At 42.5% G+C, this 20,510-nt stretch carries 20 protein-coding genes; 9 read left to right on the top strand and 11 right to left on the bottom strand.

Features of this window, described 5'->3' with window-relative positions; translation table 11 throughout:
• Positions 1 to 56 precede the first annotated feature (56 nt).
• Complete coding sequence (locus tag P401_RS0117230; RefSeq protein ID WP_029343459.1) at positions 57 to 1,289, bottom strand: helix-turn-helix domain-containing protein; 1,233 nt, start codon at positions 1,287 to 1,289, stop codon at positions 57 to 59.
• A gap of 516 nt (positions 1,290 to 1,805) precedes the next feature.
• On the opposite strand from P401_RS0117230, the gene P401_RS18395 reads away from it, so the two are divergent.
• Positions 1,806 to 3,106, top strand: a protein-coding gene (locus tag P401_RS18395) for an IS3 family transposase (RefSeq protein ID WP_412767693.1) whose coding sequence is annotated in 2 segments (ribosomal slippage) — positions 1,806 to 2,193 and positions 2,193 to 3,106 — 1,302 coding nt in all. Because the reading frame shifts where the segments join, the coding sequence is not laid out codon by codon here.
• 561 nt (positions 3,107 to 3,667) lie between these two features.
• On the opposite strand, the gene P401_RS0117215 is transcribed toward P401_RS18395, so the two are convergent.
• The 3 genes from P401_RS0117215 to P401_RS0117205 form a co-directional block, all read right to left on the bottom strand.
• Complete coding sequence (locus P401_RS0117215; RefSeq protein WP_029343454.1) at positions 3,668 to 3,937, bottom strand: hypothetical protein; 270 nt, start codon at positions 3,935 to 3,937, stop codon at positions 3,668 to 3,670.
• 260 nt (positions 3,938 to 4,197) lie between these two features.
• Entirely contained in the window at positions 4,198 to 4,797 is a 600-nt protein-coding gene (locus P401_RS0117210) for a DUF3238 domain-containing protein (protein ID WP_029343453.1), read from the bottom strand.
• The gene (locus P401_RS0117205; protein WP_029343452.1) at positions 4,794 to 5,588 is read right to left on the bottom strand and encodes a fibronectin type III domain-containing protein; all 795 of its coding nucleotides are present in this window, start codon (positions 5,586 to 5,588) and stop codon (positions 4,794 to 4,796) included. The genes P401_RS0117210 and P401_RS0117205 overlap by 4 nt, the downstream gene beginning before the upstream one ends.
• A 254-nt stretch (positions 5,589 to 5,842) precedes the next feature.
• On the opposite strand from P401_RS0117205, the gene P401_RS0117200 reads away from it, so the two are divergent.
• Both P401_RS0117200 and P401_RS0117195 read left to right on the top strand, forming a co-directional pair.
• A complete protein-coding gene (locus tag P401_RS0117200; RefSeq protein WP_152548223.1) occupies positions 5,843 to 6,052 on the top strand; it encodes a hypothetical protein in 210 nt (69 codons plus the stop codon).
• Between the two features lie 47 nt (positions 6,053 to 6,099).
• A complete protein-coding gene (locus P401_RS0117195) occupies positions 6,100 to 6,609 on the top strand; it encodes a hypothetical protein (RefSeq protein ID WP_152548222.1) in 510 nt (169 codons plus the stop codon).
• Between the two features lie 793 nt (positions 6,610 to 7,402).
• Here P401_RS0117195 and P401_RS18200 read toward each other — a convergent pair.
• Positions 7,403 to 9,196, bottom strand: coding sequence for a type I phosphomannose isomerase catalytic subunit (locus P401_RS18200; protein WP_051656379.1), 1,794 nt, complete (start codon positions 9,194 to 9,196; stop codon positions 7,403 to 7,405).
• Positions 9,197 to 9,343: 147 nt separating this feature from the next.
• Here P401_RS18200 and P401_RS0117185 point away from each other — a divergent pair, with 147 nt between their 5' ends.
• The 5 genes from P401_RS0117185 to P401_RS0117165 all read left to right on the top strand — a co-directional run bounded on the left by P401_RS0117185 (position 9,344) and on the right by P401_RS0117165 (position 13,608).
• Positions 9,344 to 9,640 (top strand): PTS sugar transporter subunit IIB, encoded by a 297-nt coding sequence (locus P401_RS0117185; RefSeq protein ID WP_029343448.1) that lies wholly within the window; start codon positions 9,344 to 9,346, stop codon positions 9,638 to 9,640.
• Between the two features lie 5 nt (positions 9,641 to 9,645).
• Positions 9,646 to 9,975 (top strand): PTS lactose/cellobiose transporter subunit IIA, encoded by a 330-nt coding sequence (locus P401_RS0117180; RefSeq protein ID WP_029343447.1) that lies wholly within the window; start codon positions 9,646 to 9,648, stop codon positions 9,973 to 9,975.
• Between the two features lie 15 nt (positions 9,976 to 9,990).
• A complete protein-coding gene (gene celB, locus P401_RS0117175) occupies positions 9,991 to 11,328 on the top strand; it encodes a PTS cellobiose transporter subunit IIC (protein ID WP_029343446.1) in 1,338 nt (445 codons plus the stop codon).
• A 47-nt stretch (positions 11,329 to 11,375) separates the two neighbouring features.
• Complete coding sequence (locus P401_RS0117170) at positions 11,376 to 12,797, top strand: glycoside hydrolase family 1 protein (protein WP_029343445.1); 1,422 nt, start codon at positions 11,376 to 11,378, stop codon at positions 12,795 to 12,797.
• A gap of 82 nt (positions 12,798 to 12,879) precedes the next feature.
• Positions 12,880 to 13,608: a GntR family transcriptional regulator gene (locus P401_RS0117165; protein WP_029343443.1), complete on the top strand. Its 729-nt coding sequence runs from the start codon at positions 12,880 to 12,882 to the stop codon at positions 13,606 to 13,608.
• Positions 13,609 to 14,145: 537 nt separating this feature from the next.
• Here the strand turns inward: P401_RS0117165 and P401_RS0117160 are convergent.
• From P401_RS0117160 to P401_RS0117150, 3 genes are all read right to left on the bottom strand, one after another.
• Positions 14,146 to 14,415, bottom strand: coding sequence for a type II toxin-antitoxin system RelE family toxin (locus tag P401_RS0117160; protein WP_029343442.1), 270 nt, complete (start codon positions 14,413 to 14,415; stop codon positions 14,146 to 14,148).
• Positions 14,412 to 14,636 (bottom strand): type II toxin-antitoxin system RelB family antitoxin, encoded by a 225-nt coding sequence (gene relB, locus P401_RS0117155; protein WP_026829710.1) that lies wholly within the window; start codon positions 14,634 to 14,636, stop codon positions 14,412 to 14,414. The genes P401_RS0117160 and relB overlap by 4 nt, the downstream gene beginning before the upstream one ends.
• A gap of 197 nt (positions 14,637 to 14,833) precedes the next feature.
• Positions 14,834 to 15,976 (bottom strand): copper resistance D family protein, encoded by a 1,143-nt coding sequence (locus P401_RS0117150; RefSeq protein ID WP_029343441.1) that lies wholly within the window; start codon positions 15,974 to 15,976, stop codon positions 14,834 to 14,836.
• Between the two features lie 14 nt (positions 15,977 to 15,990).
• Between P401_RS0117150 and P401_RS0117145 the strand changes: the two genes are divergently transcribed.
• Positions 15,991 to 16,974 (top strand): heavy metal translocating P-type ATPase, encoded by a 984-nt coding sequence (locus tag P401_RS0117145; protein ID WP_034786414.1) that lies wholly within the window; start codon positions 15,991 to 15,993, stop codon positions 16,972 to 16,974.
• A 200-nt stretch (positions 16,975 to 17,174) separates the two neighbouring features.
• Here the strand turns inward: P401_RS0117145 and P401_RS0117140 are convergent, their stop codons facing one another.
• The 3 genes from P401_RS0117140 to P401_RS0117130 form a co-directional block, all read right to left on the bottom strand.
• Positions 17,175 to 19,304: a heavy metal translocating P-type ATPase gene (locus P401_RS0117140; protein WP_017474135.1), complete on the bottom strand. Its 2,130-nt coding sequence runs from the start codon at positions 19,302 to 19,304 to the stop codon at positions 17,175 to 17,177.
• Positions 19,297 to 19,665, bottom strand: a complete 369-nt coding sequence (locus tag P401_RS0117135; protein WP_017474136.1) for an ArsR/SmtB family transcription factor — start codon at positions 19,663 to 19,665, stop codon at positions 19,297 to 19,299. Before P401_RS0117135 ends, P401_RS0117140 begins: the two co-directional genes overlap by 8 nt.
• A 200-nt stretch (positions 19,666 to 19,865) precedes the next feature.
• The gene (locus P401_RS0117130) at positions 19,866 to 20,441 is read right to left on the bottom strand and encodes a recombinase family protein (RefSeq protein ID WP_017474137.1); all 576 of its coding nucleotides are present in this window, start codon (positions 20,439 to 20,441) and stop codon (positions 19,866 to 19,868) included.
• Positions 20,442 to 20,510: the final 69 nt, after the last annotated feature.

Below are 20,510 nucleotides of genomic sequence, written 5' to 3'. Positions count from 1 at the left end.
CCCACTTCACCATGATGTAACACATGTGATGAAGTGGGGTATTTGACTCAAAACCTTTATCGAATTAATGCGACGTACCGGTCTACAAGGTTCTCTTGATCAACAAATTGTAAGAGTTGACGTGTGATATCAACTTCAGTTTGCGAAGCGAGACGAACAAAGAGATCGCGACTAGATCGTAACATTAAATAGGCATAATCAACTTCATCATATGCATGATGAATAACACCGGCTGCACGATAAAATTTAGCAGCCAATAAAGCATTTTCTTGTTGATCTAATAAGCGAAGACCTTTCAGACAATACACTTTTGCTTCATCAAATCGATGAAGTTGAAGCATAAGTGTAGTTAATTCTTCTAAAATATTTGCTTGTTTCATAACGTTTTGTTGACGTTCATAAGTTTCAAGGTACTTTTGAAGTTCGATGATGATTTCTTTTAGGTTTTCATTCTTCATTACAATCAAATTGTTCTTTGCATAGGTAGCATAATCTTCATCACCTGCTTGACCATAATATTCAACTGCCTTTTGAGTATGGAGGATTGCCGATACGTTATCGGCACTAAGGTGATAGACACGTCCAAGACCCAAATGAGCATCAGCGATACTTGCATAATGAGAAGTGAGAGAAGCTTCGCTTAAAGCTGTTTCATAATACGTTTTTGCATCCTGGTATTTTCCTAGTCGGACATTGATGGTTCCAAGATAGATGAAGCACTGGATACGCTCCTCATATAAACGCTTTAATGAAGTACTATGATGGATGGCTTGAAGATAATGATGATGGGCGAGAGGATAATTCTCATTTTTAAAATTTGCCTTTCCCAATCGCATGTAGTAAGAGATGACACGCGCTTTATCTTCACACGTTTTAAAAGCATGTTCGACAGACACTCCAAACTCATTACAGGTTGAAAAATCTTCTTGGATGAGTAAAATATCGATGTATAAATCATAAGAATCGAGCAATACCTGTTCATTTTGTGTGGCTGCATGAACTCGATCAAGTAGTCCTTTTGCCAAGTCATATTGTTCGCTGTTCATCTGATGTCGTGCTCGTTCCAACAAGGCATAGGCGACTTCTTGCATTTCTTCATCTACGCTACCTAAAAAGAAATCTACTGGTTTTCCAAGACGAGTCGCAATAACATGAAGTACTTTATCGGATGGTGTAGCAGCTCCTTTTTCAAGGATACTGATATAGGCTCTTGAAATATCGTCGCCTGCCAATTGGCGTTGGGATAGTCCCATTTCAAGACGAGCCTCCTTAATTTTTTGACCAATCATTCGTACAATCTACTCCTTGCTTACTTCCACGAGAGGGGATTTAGTCGATATATAAGGAATTAGTCATATATACTTCTTGAATCAATTACATAGCCCGATGCTTTTAGTTTAAGCCGATCTATTCAATTAATACTATAGAACTATAAAGGTCTTAGTTAAATGTACTGAACTTTCCATTTTTTTAGTAGAGAGAAATTGATGAACATGGGAAATGATTTTTTGTGTAAGGTTAAATTTTTATCTGTAGCATGGGTGATCAGGGCGATATAGTGTTAGAAAATAATAAGGTACCTTTGTGTGATGAGAGTAGATAAACAAAATTCAGGATAATAAAAAATATTAAATGCCTAGATGAACGTAGTCGTTAATGAATGAAAAATGATTTACCCAAGTAATCGTGGTAGATCATTTTTTCTTCACTATTTGTCTACAATCTGAAAAGACTCCATTCGGGGTTTTTTGTGTTTAAAGATATCGATATACTGTACCTATTCAATTTAGACGGGAGAACTATTCATGAACAGACGCACCTTCAATCCAGATCAAATCAGACAACTTGAAGCGAATCTTCACGTAGCCTCTGTATCAGATCGTACGATTCAATACAATGGAGAATTTAAGATTCACGCTGTACGTGAGAATTTAGCTGGTAAGCGACCGATACAAATCTTTGAGGAAAGTGGCTTTGACCTGGACATGATCGGTAAGCAAACGCCGAACGAAGCGTTGAAACGGTGGCGGAAGACATATCGCATTTATGGAGAAGAAGGACTCTTGAATGAGAGACGTGGAAAATCTAATCTTGGAGGTCGACCGAAAAAAGATGATTCCGTCGAACGACGACTTGCGAGAGCTGAAGCACGAATCAAGTACCTCACAGCGGAGAATGAATTACTAAAAAAGTTAGAAGCTCTCGAAAGAGAGGCGAAGTACCGAAACTAACGGCATCTGAACGCTATCAGGCAATCAATATTGTCTTACGAAAACAATCGTCGAGTCGGTTCGTGACGGAGCTATGTATGCTCGCTGAAGTGAGCCGCAGCGGTTATTACGCCTGGCTCGCACGTACAGATAGTGTGTCCCTTCGGGAAGAACGCGACTATGCGGACTACCTCCTTCTGAAATATGTTCATGATCGTCATAAGGGAAAAATCGGCTATCGTGGTCTTTACATGGAGATGCTTGATCTTATCGGGGGGCCGATGAATCATAAACGTATTTTGCGTATCATGAGGAAGTTTGGAATCGTGACGAAAATCCGTAGACAGAACGCCTACCGTAAAATCGCTAAAGCGACATATGAACATAAGACGGTACCAAATCACTTGAACCGTCGGTTCGATCAGCAGGAGCCTGGTAAAGTATTCGTCACAGACATCACTTATCTCCGTATTGGATCTGGCCAAACGGTTTATCTTTCTTGTGTGAAGGATATCGCCACACGTGAAATTATGGCACATCATGTATCTAAAAGCCTCCATATGGAACTCGTCTTTCATACAGCGAATAAACTCGCAGAACGACTTCAAGGGAATGTACACCCGGAAGCCATGATACATTCCGATCAAGGATTCCATTATACGCATCCTGCTTATCAAACACGCATCCGTGAGATGGGAATGCTTCAATCCATGTCTCGTAGAGGAAACTGTCTGGATAATGCCCCGATGGAATCGTTCTTTAGGCACTTGAAAGATTATGTCGATTATAAATTAGCATCTGACCTCGATGAGGTCTGTACCATGGTCGATGTTTACATTGATTATTACAATAGTGAACGAAGACAATGGAGACTACAAAAGATGGCTCCGGTATAATACCGAAGCCATCTCATAGCAGCTTAAAACGTTAAGAGTACTTTTATTAAACTATCCAAACTCTAAGGCTAAGTTTATTAAAAGTGTACCCCTCCGAAGATTTTTATATTGTCTCAAAATTTTAGGTTAGCTCAGGTTGTCATGACAACCTCTTAGGATTTTATAAATTTATTAAATCTAAATATAAAAAAATCAATAAAAGCCATATATTTTAAATTTTATACCAAATGATGCTTTTTGAATAAAAAAAGATGTCATAGGTATTCGCTTTGTTAATTAATCGTTTATGGATAGAGATTTTGCAAGAAAAACATGTAAGGGAAAGGACACAAAGCTTCAAAAAATTTAAATAAGGTATTTATTACGTTAAATTTCTAATAAAGAGATTTGTTTTTTATAATTTTTTAAAACGATAAATTAAAGTAGACATTAGATAAAATATACAAGCGGTAGATCCGACTGTTAAAAATGATTTTAAAAAAAGCAAGAAATTAAATGAATCATCGTCATTGAAAATCATCAAAAGGACAAAACTTAATAGGAGAGCATAAACTATGTATATTAAAAATTTAAAAAAATGAATTTATCAGTTGATAAAAACAAATTAAGAATTCTTTTTATTAATACATCAGCTATAAAACCGGCAATAAAGATTAATGGGAAAGAGTAAACTATATATAGAAAAAATGTATCAACTACTATGGAATAAAAATCATTTTCTGGTTCTGGAACTAAAGATATAATTACTGTTAAAATAGCTGATGCTGTAATCGCTGTAAGAAGTGATTTAAGAAGCAAAAAAAGAAATGTAGAATAAAGGTTCTTTAACATGATTAGTTCTCCTCTTTAAATTAGGTTTGAAAAGAAAATTTAAAAATGCAATACAGAATATTTGTATTTTAACATAAAGCTTTCAGACAATCTTTTGCTCGAAGAAACTTTATTTAGGATAAAACAAAAATATAATCCTTTCTAAATAAGAAAAGGATTATATTTCGTGTCTAGTAGGTTATAATCTTTCAAGTTTAAGAAAATTATAAAACATCTTTAAAAACTATCTTATAGTTAATTAAAAAATATATTTTATTAATTTACATAGAAAATTCAAAATATTTTTGTTTCATTCCAGGAACTAGATTAAAAAAGCTTCCCCCCGTATGACGAAATACAGTTTTAGGTGTAAGGTCACTGTAAGCATATCCCCAATAAAATTCATGGTTTGGAGCATTATCATGGGCCCCTCTAATTTTCATACTTCCATTACTATATTGAGTACCTTCGTAGTAATAAGTAATGTTAGGATACGATTTTGCGAAAGGTACTCCTACATCATGATTTACTCTCCAAGCAACTTTTGATTTCGATAAAACATCTTTGGAAAGTTTAATTCCATTCGTTGAAGCAGTAGCTTTTTTTATTACATTTTTTCCTGCTTTATCTTTGTATAAAATACTTTGCCCAACACTTGGACTATGGTCAATTGCTGGTGAGCCGAATGCCCAACCGGCATAGACATCTGAGCGTGTTCTATATTTAGACGACCAAATATCATATCCACGGTTATCACCATGAAGATAACTAGTACCCAAGTAATCAAGGAAATTTTTATTTTTTACTGTTTTATCAGGGATAAATGTTGTATATCTAAAGAAATACGATCTCTTTGAAGGGCTAATAGAACTGGAACTCATTTTATATGATTTGTCATCAGAATCATTTGAAAATGATGGGAAAACAGGAGAAAGTAGTTCTTTTTCACTAATATTTTCGCTTGTTTTAATGGATCTAATAATAGATTGTTGTCTATCATATAAACCGTCAAGCTCGTTTGAAGAAAGTGAAATATTTGGTTCCTTGATTTTTTCATTAATTTCATCTTTTTTTCTTGAGAAACTTCTTTTTTTGCAACAATTTCATAAGTATAAATAGTTGCAGGGGTCAAATTTTCATCTCTATATGATAAATTCGTAGTCGATCCAATCAAATCCCCATCTCGGTAAATTTCATATACACCGTCATTATCTTCCATTTTTTCCCAGTTAATATCGGCATAATCAGTTCCTACATTTGTTTCTAGAATAACTTCTTTTGGAGCATCCTCTTCCGAACTTACGTCATCTTGAATAGTATTGGCAGAGAATTTATTAAAAGAATTTTGATTTTTTGACTTAGTTGTAGAGGTTTTTATCGTAGAAAATCCTATTAATTTTCCAGACTTAGTGTAAGTTGCAACTCGATAACTGTATAGTTGATCAGGCTTTAAACCTTTAATACTTAATTTCTTTTTAATACCTTTATAAATTAGTTTTTTTCCTTCATAAACTTTATGATAAGCACCTTTTGCATTCCAACTTAAAGAAATAGAGCTACTTGTTTCTATAGCTTTTACTTTACTCTCAGCTGCAAATGTTTCATCACTAATACTAGCTAATAACCCCAAAGAAATTGCTGATAAACATAATGTCTTGTTGAAATTGTTCATTTTTTTCTCCAATCATTCAGTATTTTATTATATTTAAATAATCCTAAATATGTAAAGCAACTATACAAATATTACATATATGTCTATCGAAAACAACCATTTTTAGTTATTTAACATATTTTTATCCAATTATGTAAGGATATATTTTTGGGTTTTTAATTTTAGGTGAGGATAGTGAGGAAAAGGAATTACCCTCAAATAGATATTTGGTAAAAAGTGATATCGAATCAGAAAACTCCAGCTTAACCTTAGACATGAGCGATTTCGATAACGGACTGGTCGAGTTAGCTAGTAGTCTTGGTCCTATGGAAGAGCCAATACTTGAAGTCATCAAACTAGATGGCGACGAGGAGAAAATCGATCTCGCAAGTGACCTTTCTGTCTCATGGAAACCCGTACCGAAGGCACTTAAATACCAAGTGATGATTTACAACGGACACGATTATACGTACTTTGAAAATTAATCATTGATCAGTTTTATCCGAAACACCAATTATGGAGGCTTTAAATGATGAACACTATCAAATTACAAATTGATTCGATAGAACTGAAATTTAAGTCTATAGATGGAACCATTCAATCAATCGAAAGTTTTTCTTCACAATTCGAGAGAGGTTTTTATCTGGTTGAACATCCTGAAAAGTTTAAAGACATCAAAGTAGAGATGTATACAAATTCGAATTTAGGAAATCATACATGTGGTTTTGGTTTTAATCAAAAGGATGTTGAATGGGGCCATTATTTAATAGATAAGCTTGTTCAAAAGTGGACGATTATTTGGGAATGGTTTTATCAGGCTTGGATTGATTTAAAAATCAGTTTGGATGAAGAACAGTCAGAAATAAACCATGACAACTTAGATTGGCTGTTAGATTTTGATGATAAAAATTCGTTCGATAAAATTAGAAATAAAAAATTGTATTACGACCATGATTTGAGAGCTTTGATTGATTTAGAGTATTCTTTACCAGCGATACGTAAAGTCATTAGTCAAGTAGATTTATATGTAAGGAAAACATGATGTAAAGAATGGTTAAAATATGTAGACCGATGTATTTATCGTGAACTTACGATAGATACATCTTATTTTAATTTATCTTATCTCAACTATTTTTATCGGTAGTGACTAACTCTATTATAAAAAAAGATGTACGCGTTACCCTTAACTTAATAAATGAAAGGTATATTTTTTTGAATTCAGTAATGTTGGATTGCGACTGAAAGTAATTTAGTATCTCCATTCATCGCTCATTTCTATGACACCCATCTAATAATTGAGTGAGCTCGAAAACCTCGCTAAAATTAATCCTAGAATACATTTAATCTCGTTATACGTTAACTTCCACATGATGATCCATAGAAAAAAATAAAGTTTTGACAGTCGAACAGTTGCTTGAAATACTGAAAAGGAGAAGGCATTGAACATCACTAATGATGGTGAGTCGTATACGACTTCATTTCATGAAGAGGTTCAGTCTTGTATTCTGCGTAATAATTCTAGTTTTATGACCTTTTATGCATTCAATCAATTGAGAGAAATTTGTATACATCATATTCTATTAGAATAAAAAAAGGGTCCGCTTGTTTCCTTGTATTTATTATCTAAATTCCTTATATATGCGGTATGTCTATTTCTAATCTTAAGAAAAATCTACATTCAAGGAAAAAGATTGTATACGTTTCGATGTCGAAATATATACAATCTTTTTTTGTTCTCTAATTCATTATCAACTAATACATTCAATCTCGAACATCACTTACGATTGATTAGCCAATGAGTGCGATGTTCGAGACTTTCTTTTACATGATCAGAATCAGCCGAGATAGGCAGCACCGATGACCCCCGCATGACCCTTCAACGTCGCGAGACGTATGTCGATGCTCGGACGAAGAGCAGAATAGACGAGCTCGCGGACTCGACATATCAATTCCTCCCAGAAGACATCGGCAGATTCCGTGACGCCGCCTCCTATAATGATGACCTCGGGGTCGACCGTGTGGATGATGTTCGCGAGTCCGATCGCCAAGTGGTTGATGAACCGGGTTCGTTCTGACGGTAAAGTGAGTAGCATCTCGACGGACGAGGCTTCCTTCTCCGAGGCGCGTGATTGGAGTGCCGTCCCGCTCGCCAATCCCTCAAGAGATCCGGTGTTGAGCACCGGATGGACGGGACCGGATGAATCGATGATAGTGTTGCCGATTTCTCCCGCATATCCATTGGCTCCACGAATGAGCTTCTTCTCATGGACATAGCCTCCGCCAATCCCAGTGCTGACCGTCACATAATAGACGGAAGAGGATGTTTTTCCTGCTCCGAACAACGCCTCGCCAAGCGCCGCTGCATTCGCGTCGTTCTCGAGACAGGTCGGGAGCTCGAATCGGGAGGCGATGGGGGTGACGAGGTCGACGTCGTCCCAGCCAGGCAGATTCGGTGGGGATAACAGGTGTCCGGTCCTCGCGTCGAGTGGACCAGGCGCGGCGATGCCGATGTTCGTCAGATGGAACTCTTCCGAGAAGTATCGGATGGCATGTTCGATGTGCGAGATGGTCTGCCCAGGGCCGGCGCCCGGATTAGTCGGGAAGGACAACTGCTTGATGACGTTCTCCTGATCGACGACGGCGACGCGTGTCTGCGTACCACCGAGGTCGACACCGATCCGGAATGGCTTCGTCGTCTTCGGAGCAGGTCCGGTGACCAACATGAGACCGTCCCCAGAGACGACATGCTTGCTGCCGGCAGGGAGGAGTGCGGTCGCCCCGACCGATAACACGACGTCGTCCAATTCGATGGTCCCCTCGACGACGGTGATGATACGGAACGACGGACTCGGGTCTAGTGCATGGGTCTGACGGATGGTCCATTCCTCGACGAAGAAATCAGGATTCCGCGTCAACCGTCTTCTGGATGAAGACAACGTGACGGAAGGCTCTAAGTAACGATAGTGAGGGAACCGTATCACGCGGCGGGCTTGTTCGATGTGGAGCGTACGCAGAGTGCCGGTGACTGGATTGAGACGATCATAGTCATGCAGACGATAGGTCGTGTCCGAGTTCTGTTGGATTTCGAGGACGACACATCCTTCCGTCAGGGCATGGACGGTCCCCGCCGGTACATAGAGGAAATCACCCTTCGATACCGGTACGTGATGCAATGACTGCAACAATGTCCCCTGACGGACGGCCTCGTCGAACTCTTTCGGGGAGGACAAGGAATGACCGTGGATGAGGGAGGCGTCCTCCGGACAATCGATGATGTACCAACATTCGTTCTTTCCGTAAGGTTGTTGCTCATAACGTCTGGCATCGGCGTCGTTCGGATGGACCTGGACGGATAGGTCCGTCGAGGCATCGATCCACTTCAACAGGAGCGGGAAATCGGAATCCGTCTCCATGCCGAAGATTTCAGGGTGGTTTGACCACAACTCTTCCAAATCGAAATCGACGAACGGTCCGGTTTCGACGCGCGTAGTCCCGTTTGGATGACTCGCGAGTGTCCAGACCTCTCCCGTCGGAACGTCTTCGGGAATGGAAAATCCATACTCGCGAAGTCTCTGTCCGCCCCATATCCGTTCCTTGACGATCGGTTCGAAATAAATCGCTTCCTGCATGCTAACTCCTCCTTCATCTTATTTTCAATTACAACTCTACACTTTTGTAAAATAAAAATAAACAAATTAAATATCAAGTATAGACATGGAAATAAAAACACGTATAATCATATTTGTAAGCGGTTACAAAAAAGGAGGAGATTTCAGATGAAGAAAATCATGTTGGCGTGTAGTTCAGGAATGTCGACGAGCATCCTGGTGTCGAAGATGCAGGAGCATGCGAAGGGCATCGGAGAAGAAGCGAAGATTTGGGCGGTCGGACAGGACCAGGCGATGAAGGAGATGGATGGCGCAGACGTCATATTGATCGGACCACAGATGCGGTTCCTTCTCTCGAAGTTCCAGCAGGCGACGGACAAGCCCGTCGAGGTGATCGACATGATGGCGTACGGCATGGCGGACGGAAAAGCGGCCTATGAACAAGCCGTGAAGTTGATGGGGTGAACGACATGCAGACGAACGAACAGACGATTGAGCAAGTCGCATTCATGATGATCCTACACAGCGGGAATGCCAGAAGTACGATTCGTGAGGCGATCGAAGCCTATAAGGAAGGAACGTTCGAGGAGTTCGAGCGGTTGCTGTCGGATGCACGCGCTCAACTACAAGAAGCACATCAGGTCCATTTCGGACAAGTCCAGAAGGAAGCAAGCGGTGAACCGACGACGCTGTCCCTCCTGTTGCTACACGCGGAGGACCATCTGATGTCGACTCAGACGATGCTAGATCTGACGGCTGGGCTCATCGAGCTCATGGAACATAAGTTCTCTAAAAAATGATAAGGAGTGTTTGAGATGACAGAGAATAGTAAGTGGTTCGACCTGTTGAGCCGTTTCCTGATGCCGATGGCGGCATTCTTGAACAACAGTCGCTACCTGCAGACGTTACGTGACGCATTCATGCTTGCTTTCCCGATTACGATGTTCGGTTCCTTGATCGTCGTCGTCGCCAACCTACCGTTCCTCGACAAGTTCATGTCCCCTGGCGTGCTCGATGCCTTCAAGACGTCGCTCGGGAATGCACCATCCGCGACGATGGGCATCATGTCATTGTTCGTCGTGTTCGGAATCGGCTATTATCTATCTAAAAGTTATGAGGTCGAAGCTGTTTTCGGCGGTGTCATTGCCCTCGTCTCGTTCCTATTACTTACGCCATTCTTCGTCTCGGTAGAAAACGTCACGGATCCGGTGGGTAACGTCATCCCGCTCGACCGACTCGGCGCGAAGGGCATGTTCCTCGCTATGATCACAGGATTCCTAGCAGGAGAGATCTATCGCTTTATCGTCCAAAAGAACTGGACAATCAAGATGCCGGCTGGTGTACCGACTGCGGTCGCCAAATCGTTTTCGGCACTCGTACCGGCATTACTTACGCTCACCGTCTTCCTCGGGATTAACATCGCAGTCACTTCACTTTTGGACACGAATCTACATGATCTCATCTTCAATCTCGTCCAGAAACCACTCGTCAACCTAGGGAATGGTCTCGTCCCGACATTGATCGCCATCTTCTTCGTCCAATTGTTCTGGTTTTTCGGTCTTCATGGACAGGTCATCGTCAACTCGGTGATGGACCCGATTTGGAACACGCTGTCCCTCGAGAACCTGAACGCCTATACCGCGAACGGGGAAATCCCGAACATCATTAGCAAACAATTCATCGAAATCTACACCGTCGGAATCGGAGGTTCGGGTTCTACACTGGCGGTGGTCGTCGCCATCCTGTTGTTCATGCGCTCCAAGCAATTGAAGCAAATCGGGAAACTATCGATCGGACCGGGCGTCTTCAACGTCAATGAGCCGATGATTTTCGGGCTCCCGATCGTCATGAACCCGTTGATCATGATTCCATGGATCGTCGCACCATTGATCACGGTTACCGTGACATACTTCGCCATGTCGACGGGCATCGTCCCGCCTCCGACCGGCGTAGCCGTGCCGTGGACCGTGCCGATGTTCATCAGCGGCATGATGGCGACCAACTCTCTCGCCGGAGGTCTGTTACAGCTCGTCAACTTCGCCATCATCATGGCGGTATGGTTCCCGTTCCTCGTCTTCATCGATCGCCTGAACCTGAAGAAGGAGCGCGAGGAGGCGAACGCCACACAGGAAAAGAAGGAACAAATCGGCTGAACGACGTCGGTTGAGTGAAAAACAACTATAGATAGGATGTGCATAGGATGAATCAGACAGAGAACACGACCGTGCAGGAGAAGAAGTATACCTTCCCGACCGACTTCTGGTGGGGGACGGCCGCATCCGCGACGCAGATGGAAGGCGCTGCGTATGAGGGAGGGAAGGGACCGAATATCTGGGACCACTGGTACGAGCAGGAGCCGAATCGTTTCTTCGACGGAGTCGGTGCGACGGTGGCATCCGACTTCTATCACCAGTACAAAGAGGACATCGCCCTGATGAAGGAACTCGGTCACAACTCGTTCCGGATGTCGATCTCCTGGTCCCGTCTGTTCCCGACCGGGGAAGGGGAGGTCAATCCCCAGGCAGTCGACTTCTACAATCGCGTGATTGACGAGCTGATCCAGTCCGGCATCGAGCCCTTCGTCAACCTGTACCACTTCGACATGCCGCTCGCGTTGCAGCATCAAGGTGGCTGGGAGAGCCGGGACGTCGTCGCACGTTACGTCGACTATGCCAAGGTCTGCTTCGAGCTGTTCGGGGACCGCGTGACGAAATGGTTCACGCACAACGAACCGATCGTCCCGGTCGAGGGGGGCTATCTGTACGACTTCCATTATCCGAACGTGGTGGATTTCAAGCGCGCCGTCCAGGTCGCCTATCATTCGATCTTGTCGAGTGCCTTGGCCATCGAGGCGTATAAGGAGTCGGGCCAGGCTGGTAAGATCGGCATCATCCTCAACCTGACGCCGTCTTATCCGAGAAGCCGGAACGAGGCGGACCTTCATGCCGCTCATCTGGCGGACATCTTGTTCAACCGTTCCTTCCTGGACCCGTCCGTCCTCGGGACATTCCCGTCAGAGTTGATAGACCTGTTGAAGGAACAGGATGCGCTTCCTCTGATGGAGGAACTGGATCGACAGAAGATCGCGACCCACACGGTCGACCTGCTCGGCATCAACTATTATCAGCCGAGACGGATCAAGGTGAAGGAACATCTTCCGAACCCGAAGGCACCGTTCATGCCGGAGCACCTGTTCGACTACTATGAGATGCCAGGGCGGAAGATGAACCGTCATCGTGGCTGGGAGATCTACGAGAAGGGCGTCTATGACATCCTGACGAACCTTCGTGAGAACTACGGGAACATCGAGTGCTTCATCTCGGAGAACGGGATGGGGGTCGAAGGGGAGGAACGCTATCGTGATGCGGACGGCAGCATCCAGGACGATTACCGGATTGACTTCATCGCGGAGCACCTGAAGTGGGTGCATCTGGCCATGGAGGAAGGTTCGAACGTCAAGGGCTATCACCTCTGGACCTTCATGGACAACTGGTCTTGGAGTAACGCCTACAAGAATCGCTACGGCTTCGTCGGCGTGGACCTTACGAGTCAGGGCCGGACGGTCAAGAAGAGTGGTCATTGGTTCAAGCGCGTGATCGAAGAGAAGGGGTTCGTGAGATGAGGAAGGATGATCAGGGTATATCTAGCCCTGGTCATCCTTTTTTGTTATATTATACGTATATGTCTATACATGGGGTGTAATCATGTCTACTAAAAAGAAACCAAAGTATGAGAAAATCGCAGATGAACTGCGCGGACGAATCCTTAACGGAGGTTATGATGTCGAGGAAGCAATGCCGGACGAGATCCAACTCGCGGAGGAGTTCGCAGTCAGCCGGATGACGATGAAGCGGGCCCTCGAAATCCTAGTATCGGAAGGCATCATCTATCGCCAGCGAGGACAGGGGACCTTCATCCTGCCTTCGAGCTTCTCACAGGGTAGAATCAACGTGTTGAACAAAGAATTCCAAGGGTTGACGAAGCTGCTCGGTGAGCGGACCGTCAGGAGTGAGGTCCTCCAGTTCGAGGTGCGCTTCCCGGATACGGAGGTCGCCCGTCACCTGATGATCGAGAAGACCGATCCCGTCTATGAAATCCGGCGCGTCCGTTATGTTGATGACGAACCTTACGTGATCGAGCATACGTTCATGCCCTCCTCGTTGATCACTGGTGTGACGAAGGAGGTCCTCGATAGTTCAATCTATCGATACATCCAGGAAGACCTCGGTTACACGATTACGAGCTCACACAAGATGATTCGCGCGGATAAACCGAACCAGTGGGACCGCGATTATCTCGGGAACGAGGATACCGATCCAATCATCGAGGTCGAGCAAGTCGTCTTCCTCGGGAACGGGAAGCCGTTCGAGTACTCGTTCTCGAGGAACCGTTACGATAAGTTCGTCTTCACTTCCGTTCACATCGGTCGATGAAGGATGATGGGCAAGTAGATGAACTTTTTCGTTCTGGTTGAACTTGAAAGATGCTATTAGAGCGTTCGATGATGATTAATAAGAAAGGCGTATACATATTTCGACATCGAAATGTATACGCCTTTCTCTATGATTTTTAGAGCTGTCTTTACGAACATAATTGAGGATAACTAGATAGATAAAAAGAAATCTACTTTAAGCGATATTAATCAGAAGATTAATGCAGAGCTCCAATCAGTCTTTTTCATACAGTTGTTTGAAAAAGACTGATTGGAGCTCTGAAAAGACTTTTATATTTTTTGACTAACAACGGTTGGACGAAACACTATTCAAAAAATAAATTTTTATCGTAAATACGTATTCTAGGTTATTTAAAGCACATTGATAAAAAGATGAGTTTATAGAACTCTTAATAGCACAATTAATCAGCTAGATACATCATTGTGAGAGAATAATCATTTTTGTATACATAACGGTCGTTTTAAAAACAAAAAAAAGAAAACTCACATATTTCCTCAGATGTGAGTTCTACCTGTCTTATTTATAGATATCACGACGATGCCCGATCTCGAGAATCAAAATCACGACTTTTTCATCTTGAATGTCAGTAATCAGACGATAATCACCGATGCGATACCGCCATTCACCCGAGCGATTCGAGACGAGTCCTTTACCATGACGACGCGGATCATCCGTCCCGACCAGATTCTTCTTGATCCAGGACATGATGATCCGCGCTTGTTGAGGATCCATCTTCTTGAGAGACTTTTGAGCTCCGCGCTCAAACTCTACCGTAAATGCTGTCATTCTAAATCAAGTTCCTTCATCATATCGTCGAAAGAGATCGCTTCTGATTTTTTACGGTGTGCTGCCATCGAATCATGATAGAGTTGTAAATCGATTTCGTCTTCGATGCGGTCGAGGACGGCATCGCGAACGAGTGTAGAAATCGTGATGTTTTTTGCCTTCGCATATTCTTTGATGAGTCGTGTATCCTGGTCATCCAGACGTACGGAAATGGTACTCATGATTATCAGCTCCTTTGTAATACATTGTAATACATATTCCAGTAGTAGTCTAGAAATGGCACCGATTTAAAATAGGATTGAACCTGTTATAACTAGTATGAAAATGATGAATAAGTATGAAAAAAGAAAGACTGCTGTATCGCATGCCTTTCTTTTTGTATAAGACGTCGCACACGCTGAAATGCTCATGTGGAGGATCATAAATACACGGAAATACTATACAACGCTGCGAAAAATAATGAGATCGAGACGCCTAATCCAAGATAGAGGGTCTTGATGGAGTCTTGGGTTGATCGGATGACGTACACCAACAATCCCACGAAAAGGAGGCTGATTGCCATCAAGAAGAGGGATATCATGGTCGGCTCGAACCGGATATCAGAATAGGTGAAACGCAAGCTAGGGAAAAGAAACCCTGACAGTGGACCAGCCCCGCTGGATTGAAGAGTATCCTTGATCGAGTGAGGGGGTTCCTGTTGACCGAGCCACGCAGTCGCTGTGAAGAGAAGCAGGATCAAGATGCCTTCCATGCGCATCCGCATCCGTCGGACTTCAAACGATCGTTCAGGAGACGCGTAACTCCACTTCCCGTTCATGATACCGATGATCAGCACGGGTAGAATCAGGACGTGTTTCCAGAGTAAGGCTTGTCCATACGGTAAAATCCAGGAATCGGAATACTCCTCTACCTGCACGACGACAGACATCAGATAGATGCCGGAACCGACGATTAGTAAGAAACATAGCGTCACGAGTGGTTTGAACCATTCGAGGAAGATGCCCCAGTTACGGTCTGATGGACTCCAAAAGCCGAGCATGAGCAATCCACCGGTCCAGATGAAGACGGCGAGTGCGTGAATAGAATGTACGAGCATGCCTTCTGCCCCTTTGATGCTAGAGGCGTGCCCGGACCACGCGAACGTAACGACCATCGCCATAACAAGGAATACTCCTAGTTTTATACGTCCAGGACTGAGTGATGCACGATTGATGACGATGAGAAGGAGTACACTCCAGAGAGCCATCAGAATCCAAGCGTTCCCTGCCTCGAATGTAAGTAACACGGATTGCAGTGTTATCCAAAAACCGATCTCTTCATATAAATACAGTACGATTCGTAAGACGGACAGGGAAAAGGATAACAGCATCAGCACGATGAGCATGCGAACCCAGCGGATTGAAAGCGATACGTCAGGTCGGTAAGAACGAGGGATGAGATGGACGGAAAAGAAACCGATCAACAGCGCAAGACAACCGTAGAGGAGCGTATCGCCGATCAGATAGAGCGCGGTCATCGCTTCCGCCCCTTCCCGATAAATCAGATCAGCTCGTCCAAACATTCACCGTTTCCGGGATGGACTGTAGTAGCTGTGCTAAGACGATCGAACAACACTTTCAAAAGATGCAAAATGTCCAGACCGTCACAGTTTCGTTTGCCCGTGGGGAGATGGAAATCGACCATCAGCTGGATGCTCGACAAGTCCAAAGCGAGCTGAACAAGATCGGTTTCGATGGATACGTCAAGGGAAAGAAAACGTCCGAGGCACCGGTCCGGTCGTTCGAGGGGATCTCCTTGATCCTGTCCGGGATTTTGATTGGTCTGGGATTGCTCATCCAAACGAGCGGAGTGGCGTATCTTCCGAATGTTTTGTACGGTATCGCCTTGATCCTCAGTGGGGGGAGAGTTTTCCGGAGTGCCTATTATGCCGTCCGTGCCCGCTCACTCGACATGAAAGTATTGATGAGCGTAGCAGCCATCGGTGCCGCATGTATCGGGGAGTGGCTCGAGGGAGCGACCGTCGTCTTCCTCTTTGCCATCGGCAATTTGCTTCAGAATCGCTCCCTTGCGCGGACGCGCAATTCCATTCAGAAACTGATCGAACTGTCTCCGAAGGAAGCCTTCGTGCTGACGGACGGGGACGTTAGACGTAAACCGGTGGAAGCGGTGCGAGTCGGAGAAATCCTCCGGATTCGACCAGGTGATCAGGTTGCACTGGACGGCACGATCTTGAACGGGACGACGACCATCAATCAAGCACCGATCACGGGCGAATCGATTCCTGTCGATAAGAAGGAAGGCGATCACGTATTTGCCGGAACGCTCAACATGGATCGTTCGTTCGACATGATCGTCGAGAAGACGTATCAAGAGACGACGCTTGCGCACATCATTGAACTGGTCGAGGAAGCGCAGGATAATAAAGCACCGAGTGAAGCGTTCATTGATCGTTTCGCGAAAGTGTATACACCGTTCGTCTTCCTAGGTGCATTGTTGCTGATGATCGTCCCACCTTTACTCCAACTTGGTAGTTGGGGAGAGTGGTTCTATAAGGGGTAGCGTCAGGAAAATGCGGATTTACAATGCTAAGGAAATTCCCATACTAAAAAGCCAAATTTCTCAACATCAATTGAGAAATTTGGCTTTTTCCGTTGCTCAGTTAAAGCGTCCTTTAGTTGTATATTTCCTGTTAATATCCCTTTTGAAGCATAACATTGTTTTCAATGATCGCACCCGATAGTTGACGCCCATTTTAGAACCTATTCTTTGATTTTCAATAAGCGTAAACTGTTTAATGTTACAAGTAAAGTTGCTCCCATATCAGCAAATATAGCTATCCAAAGTGTTAACCAACCGGGCATGACCAAAAGTAATGCCACTAATTTAATCGCCAAAGAGAAGGTAATGTTTTGCTTGATGATTGCTAAAGCCTTACGGCTTAATTTTATTGTATATGGCAATTTACTCAAATCATCAGACATTAAGGCGATGTCAGCCGTTTCTAAAGCTGTATCAGTTCCAGCACCACCCATTGCTACACCAACGGTAGATGCCGCAAGGGCTGGAGCATCATTCACGCCATCTCCGACCATCCCCACACTTTGATGTTTTTCTCGAAGTTCTTTAATAAAATTTAGCTTATCTTCTGGAAGTAAGTCAGCTTTAATATCCGAAACACCAACTTGTTTTCCGATGGCTGTTGCCGTTCTTTGGTTATCGCCTGTTAGCATCACTGTTTCGATTCCCATATTGTTCAACTTGCCGATAACTTCTTTAGACGATTCCCTCATTTCATCGGCTACGGCAATAAACGAAAGAATTTCTTTTTCTGTTCCTAACACCATCACCGTTTTACCTTGAGTTTGCATATCGGCAATTTTTTCTTTCCTATCGCTTGAAATGCTTCCGTGTAATTCCTCAAAAAGATTTGGACTTCCCACATAATACATTTCATTATTTATTTTGGCTTTAACGCCTTTACCTGTAATGGATTGAAAATCCTCTACTGTTACTTCGTTGAATTTTAATCCATTTTCTTCTGCTTTTCGCATAATCGCTGAAGCAAGAGGGTGCTGTGATCCTTTTTCAATGGCTGCTGTTATGGTCATTAATTCATTTTCATTTCTACCATATGTCACAATGTCTGTTACAGCAGGAATCCCTTTGGTTAATGTTCCTGTTTTATCAAAGGCTATCGCTTTTAAGTGTCCTGCTTCTTCTAAATGGATACCACCTTTAATTAAAACACCATTTTTCGCTGCATTTCCTATTGCTGTAACCACAGCAACTGGAGTTGAGACTACTAAGGCACAAGGACAACCAACCACTAATACAGCTAAGCCTTGATAAATCCATTGGCTCCAGTCTCCGCCAAATAATGGTGGAACTACCGCAATTAAAAGAGCAAGTATGACAATAGCTGGTGTATAGTATTTTGCAAATTTATCGACAAACGCTTGAGAAGGGGCCCGTTCTGCTTGGGCTTCTTCTACCAAGTGAATGATTTTTGAAAGAGTAGTATCTTCAACTCGTTTTGTTACTTTAACCTCAAGTAACCCTTCTTCATTCAAGGTTCCTGCAAATACTTCATCATTTGTGGTTTTCGTTACTGGAACACTTTCACCTGTAATCGCAGCCTGATTTAATGTCGATGTACCTTTAACCACTATTCCATCCATTGCTAACTTTTGACCGGGCTTAACAATCATGATGTCTCCAACTTGAATATCATCAACATGAATCATCATTTCTTCATTGCCTCGTCGAATTAACGCTTCTTTTGGGGCAATATCCATTAAAGATTCAATAGATTGACGTGCTTTATCCATTGAATAACGCTCTAATGCTTCACTAATCGCAAATAGGATAACAACGGTTGCCCCTTCACCCCATTCACCAATGATTGCAGCTCCTATAATTGCAATAGTCATAAGCGTATTCATATCGAAATTTAATCTGCTTAGATTTTTGAGACCTTTAATGAATAACGAATATCCACCGATTAAAATGGACGCTGCATAACCAATTGTCGGTAGAACATGCTCTTCACCATACTGCTCTCCTAAGAACCAGCTAACTACAAGTAAAAGAGCTGATATATATACCTTAATGTTTTCTTTCTGCTTCCAAAAAGGTTCTCGTTCTACCCTTTGTTCTTTTTCATCTCGAATTTTTAAATTTTCAAATGCTCCTGCTTTTTCTAATTCTTCAATGGTTGTCGTCCCTTTAACATAAACTTTAGATGCTCCGAAATTTACTTTCGCATCCTGAACACCGGGAAGTTCTTTAACATTATTTTCAAAAATGGCTGCACAGTTAGTACAAGTAAATCCTTGAACACGATAGGCTTTCATTTCTTCTTCAGACAGTTTTGCTTTCCCACTAGACATTGATCTTCACCTCTTTCTTATGTGCCAATGCAATCATCATAATTTGTCTGATATGCTCATCATCTAATGAATAAAATGCAAGTTTTCCCTCTTTTCGAAACTTAACAATCCCTTGCTTATGGAGCGTTCGCAGGTGATGAGAGGCATTTGCAACCGTAACACCTATAATATTTGCTATATCACACACACACAGTTCGTCATCTTGACATAAAGCATAGGTAATTTTTGCTCTATTTTCATCTGCAATAGCTTTTAACATTTGGGCAACACTAGAAATATCTACTGTCTGTAAATTACCTTGTATTCGATTGACCTTTTCTTCGTCATAACAATAAATTTCACAAGTATCTTTCTTAATCACATTCTCACCCCAATATCATTCAAGTGTTTATTTGAATATAGTATAACCATTTTTAATAATTCATTCAAGTGTTTATTTGAATGAGTAAAAAAATTCATAAAAAAAGAATTGGAGTACCCAATTCTAATAACAAAATAACCAAACTGCATAAGACTTTAAGTACATAACATTATCTGGCCAATTAATGGAATAGGACTGAACTATTTGTTCTCTTCCGATAGCTTTCTATATAATGAAGCCCTAGACACATTTGTAATTTCACAAATTTGATTTACAGTCATATTTCCTTCTTTATATAGCTTTACTGCATAATTCATTCCCGCATGATTTTTATGATATTTCTTTATCCGACCTTTAAACTTTCCTTCTTTCTTAGCCAGCTCAATCCCTTCACGTTGACGCATACGGATAAGATCTCTCTCTAACTGGTTAACACCAGCCATTACTGTAATTAAGAATTGGCTGTATGGATTATCCTCTGATAAATCTAGCCATGTATCCTTGAGTGATTTTAAGCTGGCTTTTTTCCTTCGTATGTAATCGATCAATTCAAATAAATCTTGTGTACTACGAGTAATTCGAGTTAAATCTGTAACATAAATGGTGTCACCATCTTGTAAGTCCTCTAACATTTTTTGAAGTTGCTCACGTTCCTTCGTTGCCCCAGAAACTTTTTCTTCGTATATAATATCCATTCCGAATTCGCTTAGCTGCTGAAATTGTCTTGAAGGGTTTTGACTAGTTGAACTGACACGTACATAACCAATTTTCCGCAAAATATCACCTCACTTTTGAGACAAGTCTTATGAGACGCTAGATCACAGCAATCCACTTCAAAATAAATG

It is taken from the genome of Exiguobacterium acetylicum DSM 20416, assembly GCF_000702605.1.
GTDB lineage: Bacteria > Bacillota > Bacilli > Exiguobacteriales > Exiguobacteriaceae > Exiguobacterium_A > Exiguobacterium_A acetylicum.
This window is presented reverse-complemented; position numbering and strand designations above follow the sequence as displayed.

Excerpts from the sequence above, each read along its gene's own strand:
- P401_RS0117230 (WP_029343459.1), bottom strand. The coding sequence starts at position 1,289 with ATGATTGGTCAAAAAATTAAGGAGGCTCGTCTTGAAATGGGACTATCC.
- P401_RS0117215 (WP_029343454.1), bottom strand. The coding sequence starts at position 3,937 with ATGTTAAAGAACCTTTATTCTACATTTCTTTTTTTGCTTCTTAAATCA.
- P401_RS0117210 (WP_029343453.1), bottom strand. The coding sequence starts at position 4,797 with ATGAGTTCCAGTTCTATTAGCCCTTCAAAGAGATCGTATTTCTTTAGA.
- P401_RS0117205 (WP_029343452.1), bottom strand. The coding sequence starts at position 5,588 with ATGAACAATTTCAACAAGACATTATGTTTATCAGCAATTTCTTTGGGG.
- P401_RS0117200 (WP_152548223.1), top strand. The coding sequence starts at position 5,843 with ATGAGCGATTTCGATAACGGACTGGTCGAGTTAGCTAGTAGTCTTGGT.
- P401_RS0117195 (WP_152548222.1), top strand. The coding sequence starts at position 6,100 with ATGAACACTATCAAATTACAAATTGATTCGATAGAACTGAAATTTAAG.
- P401_RS18200 (WP_051656379.1), bottom strand. The coding sequence starts at position 9,196 with ATGCAGGAAGCGATTTATTTCGAACCGATCGTCAAGGAACGGATATGG.
- P401_RS0117185 (WP_029343448.1), top strand. The coding sequence starts at position 9,344 with ATGAAGAAAATCATGTTGGCGTGTAGTTCAGGAATGTCGACGAGCATC.
- P401_RS0117180 (WP_029343447.1), top strand. The coding sequence starts at position 9,646 with ATGCAGACGAACGAACAGACGATTGAGCAAGTCGCATTCATGATGATC.
- celB (WP_029343446.1), top strand. The coding sequence starts at position 9,991 with ATGACAGAGAATAGTAAGTGGTTCGACCTGTTGAGCCGTTTCCTGATG.
- P401_RS0117170 (WP_029343445.1), top strand. The coding sequence starts at position 11,376 with ATGAATCAGACAGAGAACACGACCGTGCAGGAGAAGAAGTATACCTTC.
- P401_RS0117165 (WP_029343443.1), top strand. The coding sequence starts at position 12,880 with ATGTCTACTAAAAAGAAACCAAAGTATGAGAAAATCGCAGATGAACTG.
- P401_RS0117160 (WP_029343442.1), bottom strand. The coding sequence starts at position 14,415 with ATGACAGCATTTACGGTAGAGTTTGAGCGCGGAGCTCAAAAGTCTCTC.
- relB (WP_026829710.1), bottom strand. The coding sequence starts at position 14,636 with ATGAGTACCATTTCCGTACGTCTGGATGACCAGGATACACGACTCATC.
- P401_RS0117150 (WP_029343441.1), bottom strand. The coding sequence starts at position 15,976 with ATGTTTGGACGAGCTGATCTGATTTATCGGGAAGGGGCGGAAGCGATG.
- P401_RS0117145 (WP_034786414.1), top strand. The coding sequence starts at position 15,991 with ATGGACTGTAGTAGCTGTGCTAAGACGATCGAACAACACTTTCAAAAG.
- P401_RS0117140 (WP_017474135.1), bottom strand. The coding sequence starts at position 19,304 with ATGTCTAGTGGGAAAGCAAAACTGTCTGAAGAAGAAATGAAAGCCTAT.